Annotated in this window: 15 protein-coding genes and 2 tRNA genes; 14 read left to right on the top strand and 3 right to left on the bottom strand. The window is 73.3% G+C overall.

Annotated elements, in window-relative coordinates; translation table 11 throughout:
• Window positions 1-14: 14 nt before the first annotated feature.
• Window positions 15-90, top strand: a tRNA-Glu gene (locus Q9R28_RS04365).
• Between the two features lie 58 nt (window positions 91-148).
• Window positions 149-224 (top strand) — tRNA-Glu (locus tag Q9R28_RS04360).
• Between the two features lie 111 nt (window positions 225-335).
• On the opposite strand, the gene Q9R28_RS04355 is transcribed toward Q9R28_RS04360, so the two are convergent.
• Window positions 336-860, bottom strand: coding sequence for a MarR family winged helix-turn-helix transcriptional regulator (locus Q9R28_RS04355; protein ID WP_209682175.1), 525 nt, complete (start codon window positions 858-860; stop codon window positions 336-338).
• An 85-nt stretch (window positions 861-945) separates the two neighbouring features.
• On the opposite strand from Q9R28_RS04355, the gene Q9R28_RS04350 reads away from it, so the two are divergent.
• Complete coding sequence (locus Q9R28_RS04350) at window positions 946-2,151, top strand: FAD-dependent monooxygenase (protein WP_311205539.1); 1,206 nt, start codon at window positions 946-948, stop codon at window positions 2,149-2,151.
• A 54-nt stretch (window positions 2,152-2,205) separates the two neighbouring features.
• Here Q9R28_RS04350 and Q9R28_RS04345 read toward each other — a convergent pair whose 3' ends face one another.
• Window positions 2,206-3,327 carry an NAD(P)-binding domain-containing protein gene (locus Q9R28_RS04345; protein WP_396137150.1) on the bottom strand — a complete coding sequence of 374 codons (1,122 nt, stop codon included), beginning with the start codon at window positions 3,325-3,327 and terminating at the stop codon, window positions 2,206-2,208.
• 200 nt (window positions 3,328-3,527) lie between these two features.
• On the opposite strand from Q9R28_RS04345, the gene Q9R28_RS04340 reads away from it, so the two are divergent.
• The 7 genes from Q9R28_RS04340 to Q9R28_RS04310 all read left to right on the top strand — a co-directional run bounded on the left by Q9R28_RS04340 (window position 3,528) and on the right by Q9R28_RS04310 (window position 10,779).
• Entirely contained in the window at window positions 3,528-5,027 is a 1,500-nt protein-coding gene (locus Q9R28_RS04340) for a pyridoxal-dependent decarboxylase (RefSeq protein ID WP_311205537.1), read from the top strand.
• The gene (locus tag Q9R28_RS04335; protein WP_396137144.1) at window positions 5,024-6,511 is read left to right on the top strand and encodes a lysine N(6)-hydroxylase/L-ornithine N(5)-oxygenase family protein; all 1,488 of its coding nucleotides are present in this window, start codon (window positions 5,024-5,026) and stop codon (window positions 6,509-6,511) included. Before Q9R28_RS04340 ends, Q9R28_RS04335 begins: the two co-directional genes overlap by 4 nt.
• Window positions 6,508-8,844: a GNAT family N-acetyltransferase gene (locus tag Q9R28_RS04330; protein ID WP_311205536.1), complete on the top strand. Its 2,337-nt coding sequence runs from the start codon at window positions 6,508-6,510 to the stop codon at window positions 8,842-8,844. The genes Q9R28_RS04335 and Q9R28_RS04330 overlap by 4 nt, the downstream gene beginning before the upstream one ends.
• Window positions 8,845-8,928: 84 nt before the next feature.
• Window positions 8,929-9,336, top strand: coding sequence for a RidA family protein (locus tag Q9R28_RS04325; RefSeq protein WP_311205535.1), 408 nt, complete (start codon window positions 8,929-8,931; stop codon window positions 9,334-9,336).
• A gap of 5 nt (window positions 9,337-9,341) precedes the next feature.
• Window positions 9,342-9,791 (top strand): CrcB family protein, encoded by a 450-nt coding sequence (locus Q9R28_RS04320; protein WP_209682185.1) that lies wholly within the window; start codon window positions 9,342-9,344, stop codon window positions 9,789-9,791.
• Window positions 9,788-10,177, top strand: coding sequence for a fluoride efflux transporter CrcB (gene crcB, locus Q9R28_RS04315; protein WP_209682187.1), 390 nt, complete (start codon window positions 9,788-9,790; stop codon window positions 10,175-10,177). Before Q9R28_RS04320 ends, crcB begins: the two co-directional genes overlap by 4 nt.
• Window positions 10,174-10,779, top strand: a complete 606-nt coding sequence (locus Q9R28_RS04310) for a histidine phosphatase family protein (RefSeq protein WP_311205534.1) — start codon at window positions 10,174-10,176, stop codon at window positions 10,777-10,779. The genes crcB and Q9R28_RS04310 overlap by 4 nt, the downstream gene beginning before the upstream one ends.
• Before the next feature lie 344 nt (window positions 10,780-11,123).
• Here the strand turns inward: Q9R28_RS04310 and Q9R28_RS04305 are convergent, their stop codons facing one another.
• Window positions 11,124-12,191 (bottom strand): FUSC family protein, encoded by a 1,068-nt coding sequence (locus Q9R28_RS04305; protein ID WP_311205533.1) that lies wholly within the window; start codon window positions 12,189-12,191, stop codon window positions 11,124-11,126.
• Window positions 12,192-12,395: 204 nt separating this feature from the next.
• On the opposite strand from Q9R28_RS04305, the gene leuC reads away from it, so the two are divergent.
• From leuC to Q9R28_RS04285, 4 genes are read left to right on the top strand one after another with little or no spacing between them, the layout of a single operon-like run.
• On the top strand, window positions 12,396-13,868 hold the full coding sequence (gene leuC / locus Q9R28_RS04300) for a 3-isopropylmalate dehydratase large subunit (RefSeq protein WP_251155123.1): 1,473 nt from the start codon (window positions 12,396-12,398) through the stop codon (window positions 13,866-13,868).
• On the top strand, window positions 13,868-14,464 hold the full coding sequence (gene leuD, locus Q9R28_RS04295) for a 3-isopropylmalate dehydratase small subunit (protein ID WP_066654867.1): 597 nt from the start codon (window positions 13,868-13,870) through the stop codon (window positions 14,462-14,464). Before leuC ends, leuD begins: the two co-directional genes overlap by 1 nt.
• Window positions 14,464-15,831, top strand: a complete 1,368-nt coding sequence (murA, locus tag Q9R28_RS04290; protein ID WP_066654865.1) for a UDP-N-acetylglucosamine 1-carboxyvinyltransferase — start codon at window positions 14,464-14,466, stop codon at window positions 15,829-15,831. Before leuD ends, murA begins: the two co-directional genes overlap by 1 nt.
• Window positions 15,832-15,835: 4 nt before the next feature.
• A complete protein-coding gene (locus Q9R28_RS04285; protein WP_271826063.1) occupies window positions 15,836-16,684 on the top strand; it encodes a 1-acyl-sn-glycerol-3-phosphate acyltransferase in 849 nt (282 codons plus the stop codon).
• Window positions 16,685-16,689: the final 5 nt, after the last annotated feature.

Genomic DNA, 16,689 nt, shown 5'->3' with positions numbered 1-16,689 from the left:
CGGGTTGTCGGAACGGCCCCATCGTATAGCGGCCTAGTACGTCGCCCTCTCACGGCGGTAACGCGGGTTCGAATCCCGCTGGGGTCACCACAGGTGGCTAGCCTCCGAGTCCGACAACGAGTGTGTCCCGCTCTCGAGCGGGGCGTGCGGCCCCATCGTATAGCGGCCTAGTACGTCGCCCTCTCACGGCGGTAACGCGGGTTCGAATCCCGCTGGGGTCACCACACCCGAGAACCCCTCCGAGCTCCGGCCCGGAGGGGTTCTCGTCGTTCGCGGCGAGGCGGTGCTCTCGGGGATGCGGAGCCCGTTGCTCCCGGCGAGGCGCCGCCCGTCGATCAGTGGGCGGTCGCGGTGGTCGAACCACCGCTCCGACGCGCCGCGAGGCGCGTGTTCGCCGCGGTCGCCGCCGTCGTCATCCGCGCGAGGAACCGCAGTGCGGCCCGGAGCTCGGTGGGGTCGCTCTCGCGGAGGGCGCCCGCGATCTCGCGCCCGGCGAGCGCGAGGAACGCCTCGTTCGCAGCCCGCGCCGCGGCGGTCGCGCGCAGGGTCACCCGCCGGCGGTCCGTGCTCTCGCGGTGGCGGGTCACGTGACCTGCCGTCTCGAGCCGGTCGACGAGCACCGAGGTCGCACCCGACGTCATGCCGATCTGCCGGGCGAGCTGCGCGGGGGAGAGCGGCTCGCCCGCCTGCTCGGCCCACAGCACCTGACCGAGGGCGTTCGCATCCGTCGTCGACATCCCCATCCACACGCCGAGGTGCCGGTCGAGCTCCTCGAACGCCACGGCCCAGTCCCGGAGGTGGTGCATGACGGCGACCTCGTCGTCCTGCCAGTCCGTCGTGAGCGGGTCGATGTCGGGCATCCAGGTTCCTCCACAGTCAAGTCGCTTCACTGTAAAGCACGAGCGGTCGGTCCCAGCCGACCGCGCAGCACACGAGGAGCAGGACATGTCCGCACCACACGCAGTGATCTCGGGAGCGAGCATCGCAGGTCTGTCCGCCGCCTGGTGGCTCCGGCACACCGGTTGGGACGTCACCGTCGTCGAACGGGCTCCGGCCTTCCGTGACGGCGGGCAGAACGTCGACGTCCGCGGCGTCGCGAAGCAGGTGCTCGAGCCGATGGGGCTGACGGATGCGGTCCGTGCCGCGAACACCACCGAGACCGGGACCGTCCTGGTCGACACCGAGGGACGGGTGACCGCGACCCTGCCCGAGGGGCCGGACGGCGCGACCGCCGAGCTCGAGGTGCTCCGGGGCGACCTGGCCCGCACGGTCCGCGACGCGCTGCCCGACGAGGTGCCCTTCGTCTTCGGTGAGCGGATCACCGACGTCGACGACACCGCGCCCGGACACGTCGCCGTCACGACGACCTCCGGTCGGACGCTCCGGGCGGACCTGCTCGTGGTCGCCGAGGGTGTCCGGTCGACCACCCGGGCGCTGGTGTTCGACCACCCGGGCGACGTCGCCGAGCGGGACCTGGGCGTCACGATGGCGTTCGGGACGATCCCTCGGACGGACTCCGACGACCGACGGTGGCGCTGGTACAACGCCGTCGGTGGACGCCAGGTGCACCTGCGCCCCGACCCGTACGACACGACCCGCGCGATCCTGGCCTGGGCCGGCGACGACGACGGGGTGACCGGCGCCGAGCGCACGGGGGTGCAGGCGGGGCTCGAGGAACGGTTCGCCGACGCCGGGTGGCAGTCGCGCCGTGTGCTCGACGGCTTCGCCACGTCGGACGACGTCTACGTCGACCGGCTCACCCAGGTGCGGATGCCCGTCTGGCGACGGGGCCGCGTGGCCCTCGTCGGCGACGCGGCGTGGTGCGTCACGCCCATGGGCGGAGGAGGCGCGTCGCTCGCCCTCACCAGCGGGTACGTGCTCGCCGCATCGGTCACGGGTCGCTCCTCGGACCGTGCGGACCTCGACCGTGCGCTCGCGGCGTTCGACGACTGGATGCGACCGCTCGTGGACGACGTGCAGGGCATCCCGCGCGGGATCGTCCGGTTCGCCTACCCCCGGACCCGGCTCGGGCTCGCGCTCCGCCACGTCGCCGACAGGGTGCTGCTCGAGGGGCCGCTGCAGGGCCTCGCCGCGAAGGCCACCCGCGTCGCCGAGACCGACCGCGAGCTCCCACCGGTCCCGGTGGCCTGAGGCTGCTCGGCGGCACCGCTCGGCGAGACGCTGACCGGGTCGGGGGTCCGGCGGTCAGCGCTCGACGTCAGCACTCGGCGGTCGACCGTCCCCGCGGGTGCCCTCGTGGGTGTCGAGCCAGCGGTCTAGGTCGCGGGCGGCGGCCCGACCCGCGCGGTTCGCCCCGACGGTCGACTGCGACGGGCCGTACCCGACGAGGTGCACGCGCGGCTCGTCGGTCACCTGCGTACCGGCGACCGGGACGCCGCCGAGCGGGCCGCGCAGGTGCATCGGTGCCAGGTGGTCGAGGTCCGCGCGGTACCCGGTCGCCCAGAGCAGGACGTCCACCGAGGTGTCGGTGCCGTCGGCCTCCACGACGCCGTGCGGTCGGACCCGCGTGAACATCGGCCGCCGCTCGAGCACACCGCGCCGAGCGGCGTCACGCAGCGCGCCGGTCCAGATCAGTCCGGTGTACGACACGATGCTCGCCGGCGGTCGACCGGCCCGGACGTCGGCGGCCACGCGTCGTTCCACGTCGACGCCGTCGACCTCGTGGACGAAGCCGCCCGGCAGGAACACCGGTTCGCGCCGGGTGTACCAGACGGTCGAGGTGACGAGGCTGATCTCCCCGAGCAGCTGCACCGCGGAGATCCCGCCGCCGACGACGGCCACGCGCCTGCCGCGGAAGTGCTCGGCGTCGACGAAGTCGCGACTGTGCAGCTGCTCGCCGAGGAAGGACGCGGCACCCGGCACGTCCGGGACCACCGGGGCGTCCCACGTGCCGGTGGCGTTCACCACGGCGCGCACCAGCCACGAGCCGTGGTCCGTGTCGAGACGGAGTGCCCCGTCGGGGCGGTCGTCGACCGGGGTCACCGACCGCACGCGGACGGGCCGCAGCACCGGGAGGGCCTCGCGCGCCTCGTGGTCGGCGAAGTAGCGGGGGACCGCGGTGCGGGCCTCCTCCGCAGGGTCGACGGGTGGGAGCGGCGTGCCGGGCAGGTCGTGGATGCCGTTCACCGTGGCCATCCGCAGCGACGCCCACCGGTGCTGCCACGCGCCTCCTGGCCGCTGGTTCGCGTCGAGCACGACGACGGTCCTGCCGGCCGGCCCGCCGCGGTCCCCGGCGCCGGACACGGCGCGGAACCCGCGTCGGCGCAGGTGGTGCGCGACCGACAGCCCGGCCTGCCCCGCGCCGATGACGGCGACGGTCGCGACGGCGTCGACCGTCGCGACTGCGTCGACCGTCGCGTCCGCGTCGGCGTCGGCGGCGGACGGAGGGCTGGTCACCCGGCGAGCGTACCGGGGCAGGCCGGGGCGGGCCGAGCGCGACAGAACGACCGGTCTTCCCCCGGGTGTGGCTTCCGTTTCGCGGAGGAGTGAGGTTAGCCTTACCTAACGTGAACAGCTCCACGCCATTGCTCGAACTCCTCACGTCCGACCGCTCCGACCGGTACCGCAGGGTCGTCCGGGGCGCGGTCGACCGGACCGCCGACCGACTCGCGGCCGTCACCGCGCCGACCACCGACACGCCCGCCGCCGTCCTCCGACAGCGGATCGCGGCGGTCGACCTCGACCGACCGCTCGGGTCGGCGGAGGCTGCCGTCGCCGAGGTCGACGACCTCTTCACCGCGGAGGCCGTCTGGTTCCACGACCCCGGGTACCTCGCGCACCTCAACTGTCCGGTGGCGGTGCCCGCGGTCGCTGCCGAGGCGGTCCTCGCGGCGGTCAACCCGTCGGTCGACACCTGGGACCAGTCGCGGATCGGCACCGAGATCGAACGTCGGACGGTCCGGTGGGTCACGGACGCGATCGGCTTCCCGACGGGGGACGGGGTCTTCACCTCGGGTGGGACGCAGTCGAACCTGCACGCCCTGCTCCTGGCGCGCCAGGCCGCGACCGCACCGCTCCGCGCGGGAGACCGTGCGCACCGCTCGCCGGCACTCGACGACCTCGTCGTGTTCGCCACCGCGTCGAGCCACTTCAGCGTCCGGAAGTCCGCGATGCTGCTCGGCCTGCCGGAACGTGCCGTGGTCGACGTCACCGTCGACGCAGCGGGCCGGATGCGACCGGACGCCCTCGCCCACGCGATCGCCGACGCCCGGCGCGAGGGCCGGACGCCCGCGGCCGTCGTCGCGACCGCGGGCACGACCGACCGCGGCTGCATCGACCCGCTCGAGGCGATCGCCGACGTCTGCGACCTCGAGGACGTCTGGTTGCACGTCGACGCCGCGTACGGCTGTGGTCTGCTCGTGTCCCCGACCCGCCGACACCTGCTCGCCGGCATCGGACGAGCGCGGAGCGTCACCGCGGACTTCCACAAGTCGTTCTTCCAGCCGGTGTCGTCGAGCGCGCTGCTCGTGCGGGACCCGGAGGACCTCCGCCGGGCCTCGTGGCACGCGGACTACCTCAACCCCGAGGACGCCGACGAGCCGAACCAGGTCGACAAGTCCCTGCAGACCACCCGGCGGTTCGACGCGCTCAAGCTCTGGGCGACCCTCCGGGCGAGCGGCGCCGAGGCGATCGGACGGGCCTTCGACGCGGTGCTCGACGTCACGGAGCGGGTGCACGAGCACGTCGCGGCACACCCGGACCTGGTGCTCGTCGCGCCGACGCAGCTGAGCACGGTGCTCTTCCGCTGGCAGCCGGACGGGGTGTCGGACGCCGAGGCCGACGCACTCGTCGCGCCGCTGCGCGCGGCCCTGCTCGCCGAGGGTCGGGTGCTCGTCGCGAAGACCGTGATCGACGGCCGTCCGTGCAGCAAGCTCACCCTGCTCAACCCCACCACGAGCACGACGCAGGTCGTCGCGGCGCTCGACCACGTGGTCGACACCGCGGCGCGCCTGCACGCCAGCGGCGTCCCCAGCACGGCCGGCACGACGACGGGAGCGACCCGGTGACCACCAGCACCAGCACCACCAGCACCAGCACCACCAGCACCAGCGCCACCAGGACCAGCGACACCGGCGACGGTGCCGGCCGCGTCCTCGACCTGGTCGGGATCGGGATCGGCCCGTTCAACCTCGGGCTCGCCTGCCTGACCGACCCGATCGACGACCTCGACGCCGTGTTCCTCGACCAGGCCGACGGCTTCGCCTGGCACCACGGCATGATGCTCGACGACGCCACCATCCAGGTCCCGTTCCTGGCCGACCTCGTGACCATGGCGGACCCGACGTCGCCGTTCTCGTTCCTCGCCTGGCTCAAGGAGACCGGGCGGCTCTACCCCTTCTTCATCCGCGAGGACTTCCACCCCCTGCGCGTGGAGTACGACGCCTACTGCCGCTGGGCCGCCGAACGGCTCGACACGCTGCGCTGGGGCCGTCGGGTCGTCGCCGTCGAGCACGACGAGGACACCGACCTGTTCACCGTGCTCGCCGAGACCCCGAGCGGGTCCGAGCGGTACGTCGCCCGGCACGTCGTGCTCGGGATCGGCACGGAACCCGCTGTGCCCGAGGCGCTCCGCGACCTCGACGGACCGGTCGTGCACTCCGCGGGGTACCTGCCGGCGCGTGACGCGCTCCGGAGCGCCGACTCGATCGCCGTGGTCGGGAGCGGGCAGTCCGCGGCCGAGGTCTACCGCGACCTGCTCGAGGGCATCCGCGACGGCGGCTACCGCCTCGACTGGATCACCCGATCGCCCCGGTTCTTCCCGATGGAGGACACCAAGCTCACGCTCGAGATGACGAGCCCGGAGTACACCGACCACTTCCACGCCCTGCCCGGCGAGGTGCGAGACCGGCTCGGTCGCGAGCAGCGGGGGCTGTACAAGGGCATCAGTGCCGACCTGGTGGACGAGGTCTACGACACGCTCTACCGGATCAGCGCCCGCGGGCCGGTCCCGACGACGCTCCGGACCGACACCAGCGTCGTCGCGGCTGCGTGGCTGCCCGAGCGGGACCGCTTCCGACTGACCCTCCGACACGGGCAGCTCGGCACCGAGGCGGTGCACGAGGTCGCCCGGCTCGTCCTCGCGACCGGGTACCGACCGCGGGACCCGGACTTCCTCGCCCCGGTCGAGCACCTCGTCCGCCGCGACGACCGCGGTCGGTTCGCCGTCGCACGCGACCTGCACGTCGACACCCTCGGCGGACGGATCTGGGTGCAGAACGCCGAGGAGCACACGCACGGTCTGACCGCCCCCGACCTCGGGATGGGGGCGTGGCGGAACGCCTCGATCATCCGCTCCGTCACGGGGCGGTCCGTGTACGGCCTGGAGGAGCGGATCGCCTTCCAGGAGTTCGGCCTGCCCGGTGGACGGCCGGCTCCGGACGCTGCTGCCGACACCGGAGCGGCCGCTGCGGCCGGTCCCGTCGCCGACGCCCCGGCGAGGGCCGCAGCCGCGGCAGCCCGCCGGACCGCGACCGCCGGGGCCGCGTCGTGAGCGCCCCGGAGACCGTCGCCGCACGGGCGGACGCGACCACGGGCCTCCCGTCCGTCCACCCGGTGGTCCCGGACCGCGACGCCGCCGTCGTGCAGGCGTGGCTCGCCGCGCCGGCGTCGTCGTGGTGGGCGATGACCGACCACGACACCGACGCGGTCCGCACGTACCTCCGTTCGGTGCAGGAGGACCCGGCGCAGGCGGGGTGGGTGCTCCGGTGGGAGGGCGAGCCCGTCGCGTACGCGGAGACCTACGACCCGGCGGTCGTGCTGCTCACCGACGTGTGGGACGCGGAACCGGGCGACGTCGGCATGCACCTGCTCGTCGCTCCGCCGCCCGACGAGGGGCGTGTCCACGGGCTGACACGTGCCGTGATGCGAGCGGTGGTCGAGCACTGCCGCGACGCCCTCGGCGCGCAGCGGGTCGTCGTCGAGCCGGACGTGCGCAACACGGCGGTGCAGCGGAAGAACGCCGAGGTCGGGTTCCGTGTCCTGCGCGAGGTCGACGTCGACGGCAAGCGCGCGCTGCTGTCGGTCCTGGACACCGGCCGGATCGGCACGCCCGACGACGACGGACCCGCCGCGCACCTGCGGCCGGAGCACCTCGAGCCGGCCGAGCGGCACCTCGTCGCCAAGGCGATCGCGGAGTTCACGCACGAACGGTTGGTCGCCCCACGGCCCGACGGTGCGGGCTGGGTGCTCGACGCCGGGGACTCGACCTACCGCTTCCGCGCGCGGGTGCACACGCTCGAGCACTGGGTCGTCGACGAGGCCTCGCTCACCCGCAGCCGCGCGGGCGTCCCGGCACCGCTCGATGCACAGGACCTCGTGCTCGCGCTGCACGAGCAGCTCGGGATCCCCGACGCCCTCCTCGGGACGTACCTGGAGGAGATCGCCTCGACGCTCGCCAGCGCCGCGGCGAAGCACCGGCGCGGCGGCCCCTCCGCCGCGCAGCTCGCCCGCGGCCGGTCGGACGGCGACGTGGTCGCGGGGTTCCAGGACGCCGAGGCCGCGATGACCGAGGGGCACCCGGCGTTCGTCGCCGCGAACGGGCGGATCGGGTTCGGGCTCGACGAGTACCGCGCGTTCGCCCCCGAGTCCGGCGGGCGCTTCCGGTACCGGTGGCTCGCAGCCCGTCGTGAGCACACGCACCTGGCGCTCGCCGCGGACCGGTCCGAGCACCAGCACTGGGACGCCGAGCTCGACGCGTCGACGGTCGCGCGCTTCCACGAGGTGCTCGACCGACGCGGGCTCGACCCCGCGGAGTACACGTGGTTCCCGGTGCACCCCTGGCAGTGGCAGCACCGGATCGCGGTGACGTTCGCCCCGGACCTCGGGCGGCAGGACCTCGTCGATCTCGGCGAGGGACCGGACGACCACCAGCCGCAGCAGTCGATCCGCACCGCGTTCAACCGTTCCCGGCCGGAGCGGTCCTACGTCAAGACGGCGCTCGCCGTGCAGAACATGGGCTTCCTGCGGGGGATGTCACCGGCGTACATGCGGACCGCGCCCGCGGTGAACGACTGGGTGGCCGACCTCGTGGGGTCCGATCCGGTCCTGGCCGACGCCGGCTTCGGGGTGCTGCGCGAGCACGCGGCGATCGGGTACACCGGGGACGTCTGGCACCGGATCGGGGCCGTGTCCGCGCAGCAGGGTGCACCGCAGCGGAAGATGCTCGCGGCGCTCTGGCGGGAGAGCCCGGTGCCGCGCCTGCAGCCGGGGGAGCGGCCGATCACCATGGCGGCGCTGCTCCACCGGGACGCGAGGGGTCGGTCGGTGGCTGCTGCGCTCGTCGCGGAGTCGGCGCTCGACGCCGCGTCGTGGGTCGAGCGGTACCTTCACGCGTACCTCCGCCCCGTCGTGCACTGCCTGACCGAGCACCAGCTGCTGTTCATGCCGCACGGCGAGAACCTCGTGCTCGTGCTGCGCGACGGTGCGGTGTCCCGCGTGTTCATGAAGGACATCGGGGAGGAGGTCGTGGTCGTCGGGGACGTCCCGGTGCCCGCCGGGATCGAGCGGATCGTGCACCCCGTGGACGACGACGAGGCGGCGCTCGGCGTCTTCACCGACGTGTTCGACGGGGTGCTCCGGTACCTCGCGGCGATCCTCGACGAGGACGGCGTCCTGCCGGGCCGCGTCTTCTGGCGGCTCGTCGGCTCCTGCGTGGACGACGCCGCGGCGGGACGGGCGCGGCCGATCGACCTCCGCGTGCCGGACTTCGAGCACTCGTGCCTGAACCGGCTGCAGCTGCGGAACACCCTGCAGATGGTCGACCTGTCGGCGCAGACCGACTCGCTCATCCGGGCGGGTCGCACGGCGAACCCCGTCGCACGCTGAGGGTCCGCTCACACGGGCGGCTCCGGGCCGGCCCCGCGGGCGGCGGGCACGCTCCCGCGGGTCCGGTCGTGGCAGGCTGGCAGGGTGACCAGCGCCGTGCAGCTCATCCGCTCCGACCGACTCAGCTCCGTGGCGGAGTACGCGTACGCCGCCACCGCGCCTGCCGGTGCCCGACTGGTGTTCCTCGCCGGGGCCTGCCCGCTCGACGAGCAGGGTCGCACCGTCGCCGTGGGGGACCACCGTGCCCAGGCCGCTCGGTGCGTGGCCAACCTCGAGACGGCGCTCGCCGCGGCCGGCGCCGGACTCGGCGACCTCCTGCACACCCGCGTGCTCGTGGCGTCGTCCGACCAGGCCGACCTCGTCGCCGCGTGGGAGGTCGTCCGGGCCGCGATGGGGGACCACGACGTGCCCAGCACGCTGACGGGGGTGACCGTCCTCGGCTACGACGACCAGCTCGTCGAGGTCGAGGGCGTGGCCGCCCTGGTGGACTGACGTCCGTGGACACCCGCACGACCGACCGGCCCCCGCACCGTCGCTGGCGGTACCTCGGACTCGTCGCGCTCGGCGGTGCGATCGGCACCGGGGTGCGGGCTGCGCTCGCCGCAGCGTTCCCCGCGGTGGACGGCATCAGCTGGACGATCCTCGGCATCAACGTCGTCGGAGCGTTCTGCCTCGGGGTGCTCCTGGAGGCACTCGCGCACGCGGGTCCGGACCTCGGCCGACGTCGGGCGCTCCGCCTGTTCGTCGGCACGGGCGTCCTCGGTGGTTTCACGACCTACTCGACCCTCGCCGACGACACCGCCCGGCTGCTCGACGTCGGGCGGTGGGGCGCCGGCACCGGGTACGCGCTGCTGTCGGTGGTGCTCGGGCTGGCCGCCGCGGCAGCGGGAGCGTGGGTCGCCGGCGCTCGGCGCTCCCGGGGCGCTCGGAGCGGGGGCGCCCGGTGACCCTGCTCGGACTCCTGCTGGTCTCCCTCGGCGGCGGGGTCGGCGCGGCGCTGCGCTGCTGGCTCGACGGCACCGTCAAGGCCCGGGTGGACGGCACCGCGCTCGGACGCTTCCCGCTCGGCACGCTCGTCATCAACGTGACGGGATCGCTCGTGCTCGGGCTCGTCACCGGGCTCGGGGAGACCGGCGCCCTCGGCCCCTCGGTGGTCGCCGTGCTCGGGACGGGCATGATGGGCGGGTACACGACGTTCTCGACGGCGAGCGTCGAGACCGTGCAGCTCCTCCGATCCGGCAAGACCCGGACCGCCGTCCTGAACGGCCTCGGGATGCTCGTCGTCTCGGTCGGCGCAGCCGCGCTCGGCCTGCTCATCGGAAGGAACACATGACCTCGGAACGCCCCGGCGAACTCGTCCTCGTCCGCCACGGAGAGACGGAGTGGTCGAAGAGCGGTCAGCACACCGGCCGCACCGACATCCCGCTCACCGACGAGGGCATCGAGCAGGCGAGGCGCGCCGGCCGGTACCTCGCCGACCGCACCTTCGCGCTCGCGCTCTCGAGCCCGCTGCAGCGCGCGCGGGACACCGCTGCGCTCGTCGGCGTCGACCCCGAGCTCGACGAGGACCTGTACGAGTGGGACTACGGCGCGTACGAGGGCCTGACCACCCCGCAGATCAAGGTCAAGCGGCACGGCCCGTGGGACCTCTGGACCGACGGGGTCCCTGCCGGCGACACCCCGGGTGAGAACGCCGCCGAGGTCCGGGTCCGCGTCGAGCGGGTCCTGGACCGCGTCCGTCCGGTGCTCGCCGAGGGCGACGACGCGATCGTGGTCGCGCACGGACACGTGCTCCGCGCGCTCGGTGCCGCCTGGATCCGCCTCGCGCCGCAGGACGGAGCCGTGCTCAAGCTCGGCACCGCCACCGTGAGCTCGCTCGGCTACGAGCACGGCCGCCCCGTCATCGACTCCTGGAACGTCGCCCCGCGCGACTGACGCGCGCTCGCTGGCGCGTCCTGCTCCCGCACGACCCGGGGCACGTCGCGCCACGTGTTCCCGCGGCGCGACGTGCTGGCGGCTGTGCGCGTGACAGGCGACCCGGTTGCGGTCGGGAGGCGCGGTGCGGGCTGACCACGCGCCTCCCGTCCGGCGCGCGCTCGCTGGTGCGTCCTGCTCCCGCACGACCCGGGGCACGTCGCGCCACGTGTTCCCGCGGCGCGACGTGCTCGCGGCTGTGCGCGCGACAGGGCGCGCTGCGCGGCACCGGCGCGCCGCGTCGGCGCCGCGCCGCGTCGGCGCCGCGCCGCGTCGGCGCCGCGCCGCGTCGGCGCTGCGCCCCGTCAGACGGTGCGGATCGCGCTCGTCGCGCCGAGCGGCCGGCCTCGTCGACGCTCGACGAACCGCCCGACCACCAGGAGCGCGACGCTCACGAGCGCACCGAGCAGCGTCTGCGCGATGCGGTCGAGCGCGAGGAGCTCCGGCGCCTCGGGCAAGCTCAGCCACGACACGGCGAGCGCGAGCGGCGTGAGGAACAGCAGGGTCACGGCGTAGTGCCGCGCGACGAAGATCTCCGCGAAGAACTGCCCGACGACGGCGATCACGACGATCCACCAGACGCTCGGCTCGAGCAGCAGGATCCCCACGGCCACGACCGTGCCCCCGACGGTGCCGACCACCCGCTGCCAGGCGCGACGCAGCGTGTGCCGCTGCCGGAGCGCGGGGAGCGTCGACACCACAGCGATCACCGCCCAGTACGGGTGTCCGAGCCCGGGGATCGCGACGGCGACCGCTCCTGCCACGACGGACCCGACGACGTTGAGGGCGACGGTCTCCCGCAGCGCCGGCGCGCGCAGGACGTCGAGCGTGCGGTGCTTGCGTGCCGCCAGCGGCCGGAAGCGGTGCGGCGCCCGCGGGTGCAGGAGTCGACGGAGCACCGCGCCCGACATCGCCACGAGCCACGCCCACGCGACCGAGCCGACGACGATCAGCAGGACCGTCGGCAGGTCGGCGGGCCGCAGCGGGACGAGCGAGGAGACGACGAACGCGAAGACCGGGAAGATCGGCTGCGCGGGGATCGTCTGCAGCGCCGTGAGCGTGCACACGGCGACGACGAGCACCACCACGAGCCCGACCGCCTGCAGCCACAGCGGGTGCCCGAGCAACGCGACGCCGATGCCCGCGAGCATGCACGCCGCCTGGAGCGCACCGGCGACGCCGGTCGTGACGGCACGCTGGCGGTACGGCTCGGTCGCGCCGAAGATCGCCGTGAAGCCGGCGAACATCGCGAACGCCGCGTAGCCCGGCATCCCCAGGGCGATGAGCAGCGCGAGCGGTGCGCCGCCCGCGATCGCGGCGCGGGCTGCGCCCTCGAGGTTGGTGGTCCGGGTCGAGTGCGCAGGCGTCGTCATGTCGTCACCATCTTCCCACCGCGACGGGTGTCGCCGACGCGGGTCGCCTCGTCCGGACCGCACCACGGCCGGACGGGAGGCGCGTGGCGGCGCCGCACCGCGCCTCCCGTCCGTCCCGGCCCGCGTTGGTATACCAACCTGCTAGACTCGCCGGACCGAGCCGCGAGAGCGGTACCGCAACGTCGATGAGGAAGGGCCGGGCCGATGGGAAAGACGCTCGCCGAGAAGGTGTGGGACGACCACGTCGTGGTCAAGGGCGAGGACGGGAGCCCGGACCTCCTCTACATCGACCTCCACCTCGTGCACGAGGTCACGAGCCCGCAGGCCTTCGACGGCCTCCGCCAGGCCGGCCGCCCGGTGCGTCGCCTCGACCTGACCATCGCGACCGAGGACCACAACACCCCGACCCTCGCGATCGACCGGCCCATCGCCGACCCGACGAGCCGCACGCAGATCGAGACCCTGCGTCGCAACTGCGAGGAGTTCGGCGTCCGTCTGCACTCGCTCGGCGACAAGGAGCAGGGCATCGTCCACGTGGTCGGCCCGCAGCTCGGCCTGACGATGCCCGGCATCACCGTCGTGTGCGGCGATTCGCACACGTCGACCCACGGTGCGTTCGGCGCGATGGCGTTCGGCATCGGCACGAGCGAGGTCGAGCACGTCCTCGCCACCCAGACCCTGCCGCTGAAGCCGTTCAGGACGATGGCGATCACGGTCGAGGGCACCCTGCGCCCCGGCGTCACGGCGAAGGACATCATCCTCGCCGTGATCGCGAAGATCGGCACCGGCGGCGGGCAGGGCTACGTGCTGGAGTACCGCGGCTCGGCGATCCGCTCGCTCTCGATGGAGGGGCGCATGACGATCTGCAACATGTCGATCGAGGCCGGTGCCCGCGCCGGCATGGTCGCCCCCGACCAGACCACCTACGACTACGTGCAGGGCCGCGATCACGCACCGACCGGTCAGGACTGGGACGACGCCGTCGCGTACTGGGACACGCTGGCGACCGACGACGACGCCGTCTTCGACGCCGAGGTCTTCATCGACGCGGACGAGCTCGAGCCCTTCGTCACGTGGGGCACGAACCCCGGCCAGGGCGTGTCGCTGTCCGAGACGGTCCCGGACCCCGCGGGCTACAGCGACCCGAACGACCAGGCCGCCGCGCAGCGTGCGCTCGAGTACATGGACCTCGAGGCCGGCACACCGATGAAGGACATCGCGGTCGACGCGGTCTTCATGGGGTCCTGCACGAACTCGCGCATCGAGGACCTCCGGGCCTTCGCGTCGGTCATCCGGGGACGGAAGAAGGCGGACGGCGTGCGGGTCATGGTCGTGCCGGGGTCCGCCCGGGTCCGGCTCGAGGCCGAGGCCGAGGGGCTGGACAAGGTGTTCACCGACTTCGGCGCGGAGTGGCGGTTCGCCGGCTGCTCGATGTGCCTCGGCATGAACCCCGACCAGCTCGCACCGGGGGAGCGGTGCGCGAGCACCTCGAACCGCAACTTCGAGGGGCGGCAGGGCAAGGGCGGCCGCACGCACCTGGTCTCGCCGCTCGTCGCCGCCGCCACCGCGGTCCGGGGCACGCTGTCGAGCCCGTGGGACCTGGAGACCGACGACGCGATCGCGACGGTCACCGACGACACCGCCGCGACGGCAGCGACCGCTGAAGGAGCCAACTGATGGACAAGATCACCACCGTCACCGGGATCGCCGCGCCGCTGCAGCGCTCGAACGTCGACACCGACCAGATCATCCCCGCGGTCTACCTCAAGCGCGTCACGAAGACCGGCTTCGAGGACGCCCTGTTCGCCGGGTGGCGCCAGGACCCCGACTTCGTGCTCAACCAGCCCGTCTACCAGGGGGCGCAGGTGCTGGTCGCCGGCCCGGACTTCGGGACCGGGTCGAGCCGCGAGCACGCGGTCTGGGCGCTCCGCGACTTCGGCTTCCGCGTGGTGGTGTCGAGTCGTTTCGCGGACATCTTCAAGGGCAACGCGGGCAAGCAGGGCCTGGTCACCGCGATCGTGACCGAACCGGAAGTCGAGGCACTCTGGGCCGAGATCGCGGCGAACCCGGGCATCGAGGCGACCGTCGACCTGGTCGCGCAGCGCGTGTCGCTCGGCGCGGTGGACGTGCCCTTCGAGATCGACGCCTACACTCGTTGGCGGTTGATGGAAGGGCTCGACGACATCGGGCTCACCCTCCGTGACGAGTCCTCGATCACGGAGTTCGAATCCCGCCGCTCCCGATGGCGGCCGAAGACATTGCCGGTGAAGTAGTGAACTCCCTCGTACAGGACGCAGCAGCAGCAGGGGCCCGCGTCGGCCTCAAGTCGGACGAGATCGTCATCCGGGGCGGCAAGCCGCTCGTGGGGCGCATCGAGGTCCGCGGCGCGAAGAACCTCGCGACCAAGGCGATGGTCGCCTCGCTGCTCGGCGACACCCCGTCGATCCTCAAGGACGTGCCGGACATCTCCGACGTGAAGGTCGTCCGCGGCCTGCTCGAGGTGCACGGTGTGCGGATCACGGACCCTGCACGAGGCGAGCTCATCCTCGACCCGGCGAACGTCGAGTCGGCGCACTTCGCCGAGATCGACGCCCACGCCGGCTCGAGCCGCATCCCGATCCTGTTCTGCGGTCCGCTGCTGCACAAGCTCGGCGAGGCCTTCATCCCCGACCTCGGCGGCTGCCGCATCGGCGACCGTCCGATCGACTTCCACCTCGACGCCCTGCGCGCGATGGGTGCCGTGGTCGACAAGCAGCTCAACGGCATCCACCTCACCGCCCCGGACGGTCTCAAGGGTGCGAAGATCGAACTGCCGTACCCGAGCGTCGGGGCGACCGAGCAGGTCCTGCTCTCGTCGGTCCTGGCCGAGGGCGTCACCGAGCTCCGCAACGCGGCGATCGAGCCCGAGATCATGGACCTCATCGCGATCCTGCAGAAGATGGGCGCGATCGTCACGGTCGAGCCGAGCCGCACGATCTTCATCGAGGGCGTCGAGTCGCTCCGCGGGTACACGCACCGCGCGATCAACGACCGCAACGAGGCCGCGAGCTGGGCCTCCGCCGCGCTCGCCACCAACGGCGACATCTTCGTCGAGGGTGCCGACCAGCAGGACCTCATGACGTTCCTCAACGTCTTCCGCAAGGTGGGTGGCGGGTTCGACATCCAGGAGGACGGCATCCGCTTCTACCGCGAGCGCGAGACCCTGCGCCCGGTCGTCGTCGAGACCGACGTCCACCCCGGCTTCATGACGGACTGGCAGCAGCCGCTCGTCGTCGCGCTGACCCAGGCCGAGGGCACGAGCATCGTGCACGAGACCGTGTACGAGAACCGCTTCGGCTTCACCGACGCCCTGAACGAGATGGGTGCCGACATCGTCGTGCACAAGGAGGGGCTGCCCGGGCACGACCGCCGTGTCGCCCGCCGCCCGTTCGAGCAGGCCGCGGTCATCACCGGCCCGACGACGCTGCACGCCGCGAACGTCCGCGTCCCCGACCTGCGCGGCGGCTTCAGCCACCTCATCGCCGCCCTGACGGCCGAGGGCGAGTCGCACATCACGAACGTCGGCATCATCAGCCGCGGGTACGAGCACTTCATCCCGAAGCTGCGCAAGCTCGGCGCCGACTTCGACTTCGCGGGCTAGGCGCGTGGACGGCACGACGGGCGGCGACGGCACGGCGAGCGGCGCGGGTGACGGCCTGGAGGCACGGCGTACGTCCGCCTCGGACGTCACCACGGGCCTCCCGAACCCGGGGCGCCGGTGGCGGCGCGGCGAGCTGAACACCGCCTTCCGCATCACGGCGTCCGTGGTGATCCCGGTCTTCCGGTTCACCGCCCGCTACCACTGGCACGGCCCGAAGCGCCTGCCGGAGGGCGGCGCCTTCGTGCTCGCCCCGAACCACTTCACGAACATCGATCCGCTCGTGGTCGGCACCGCCGTCTGGCTGTCCCGCCGTGCGCCGCGGTTCCTCGCGAAGGCGTCGATCTTCCGGGTGCCGGTCGTCGGCAAGCTCATGGCCGGCATGGGGCAGATCCCGGTCGAGCGTTCCGGCCGCACGCGCCTGAACGACCCGCTCGGCGGCGGCAGGTCCGTCATCGAGCAGGGTGGAGCGATCATCGTCTACCCCGAGGGCACGCTCACCCGTGACCCCGACCTGTGGCCCATGCGCGGCAAGACCGGCGCGGTGCGGATCGCGCTCGAGAACGACGTCCCGCTCATCCCGATGGCCCACTGGGGCACGCAGCGGATCATGGGCCGGTACGCGAAGAAGCTCCGGCTGTTCCCGCCGTCGCGCGTCGACGTGATCGTCGGCGACCCGGTCGACCTGTCGGCGTACCGCGGGAAGCCGCTCGACCAGAAGACCCTGCTGGCGGCGACCGACCTGCTCATGCGCCGGATCACCGAGCTGCTCGAGGAGCTCCGTGGCGAGCAGGCACCGGCGACCCGGTGGGACCCGGCCGCCAACGACCAGAAGGAGACCGGGAAGTTTGACTGACGACC

Origin of the sequence: Curtobacterium sp. BRD11 (assembly GCF_031844345.1) — a bacterium.
Lineage (GTDB): Bacteria > Actinomycetota > Actinomycetes > Actinomycetales > Microbacteriaceae > Curtobacterium.
The sequence above is the reverse complement of the archived record's forward strand: the minus strand, read 5'-3'. Positions and strand labels throughout refer to the sequence as shown.

Excerpts from the sequence above, each read along its gene's own strand:
- Q9R28_RS04355 (WP_209682175.1), bottom strand. The coding sequence starts at position 860 with ATGCCCGACATCGACCCGCTCACGACGGACTGGCAGGACGACGAGGTC.
- Q9R28_RS04350 (WP_311205539.1), top strand. The coding sequence starts at position 946 with ATGTCCGCACCACACGCAGTGATCTCGGGAGCGAGCATCGCAGGTCTG.
- Q9R28_RS04310 (WP_311205534.1), top strand. The coding sequence starts at position 10,174 with ATGACCTCGGAACGCCCCGGCGAACTCGTCCTCGTCCGCCACGGAGAG.
- Q9R28_RS04305 (WP_311205533.1), bottom strand. The coding sequence starts at position 12,191 with ATGACGACGCCTGCGCACTCGACCCGGACCACCAACCTCGAGGGCGCA.
- leuC (WP_251155123.1), top strand. The coding sequence starts at position 12,396 with ATGGGAAAGACGCTCGCCGAGAAGGTGTGGGACGACCACGTCGTGGTC.
- leuD (WP_066654867.1), top strand. The coding sequence starts at position 13,868 with ATGGACAAGATCACCACCGTCACCGGGATCGCCGCGCCGCTGCAGCGC.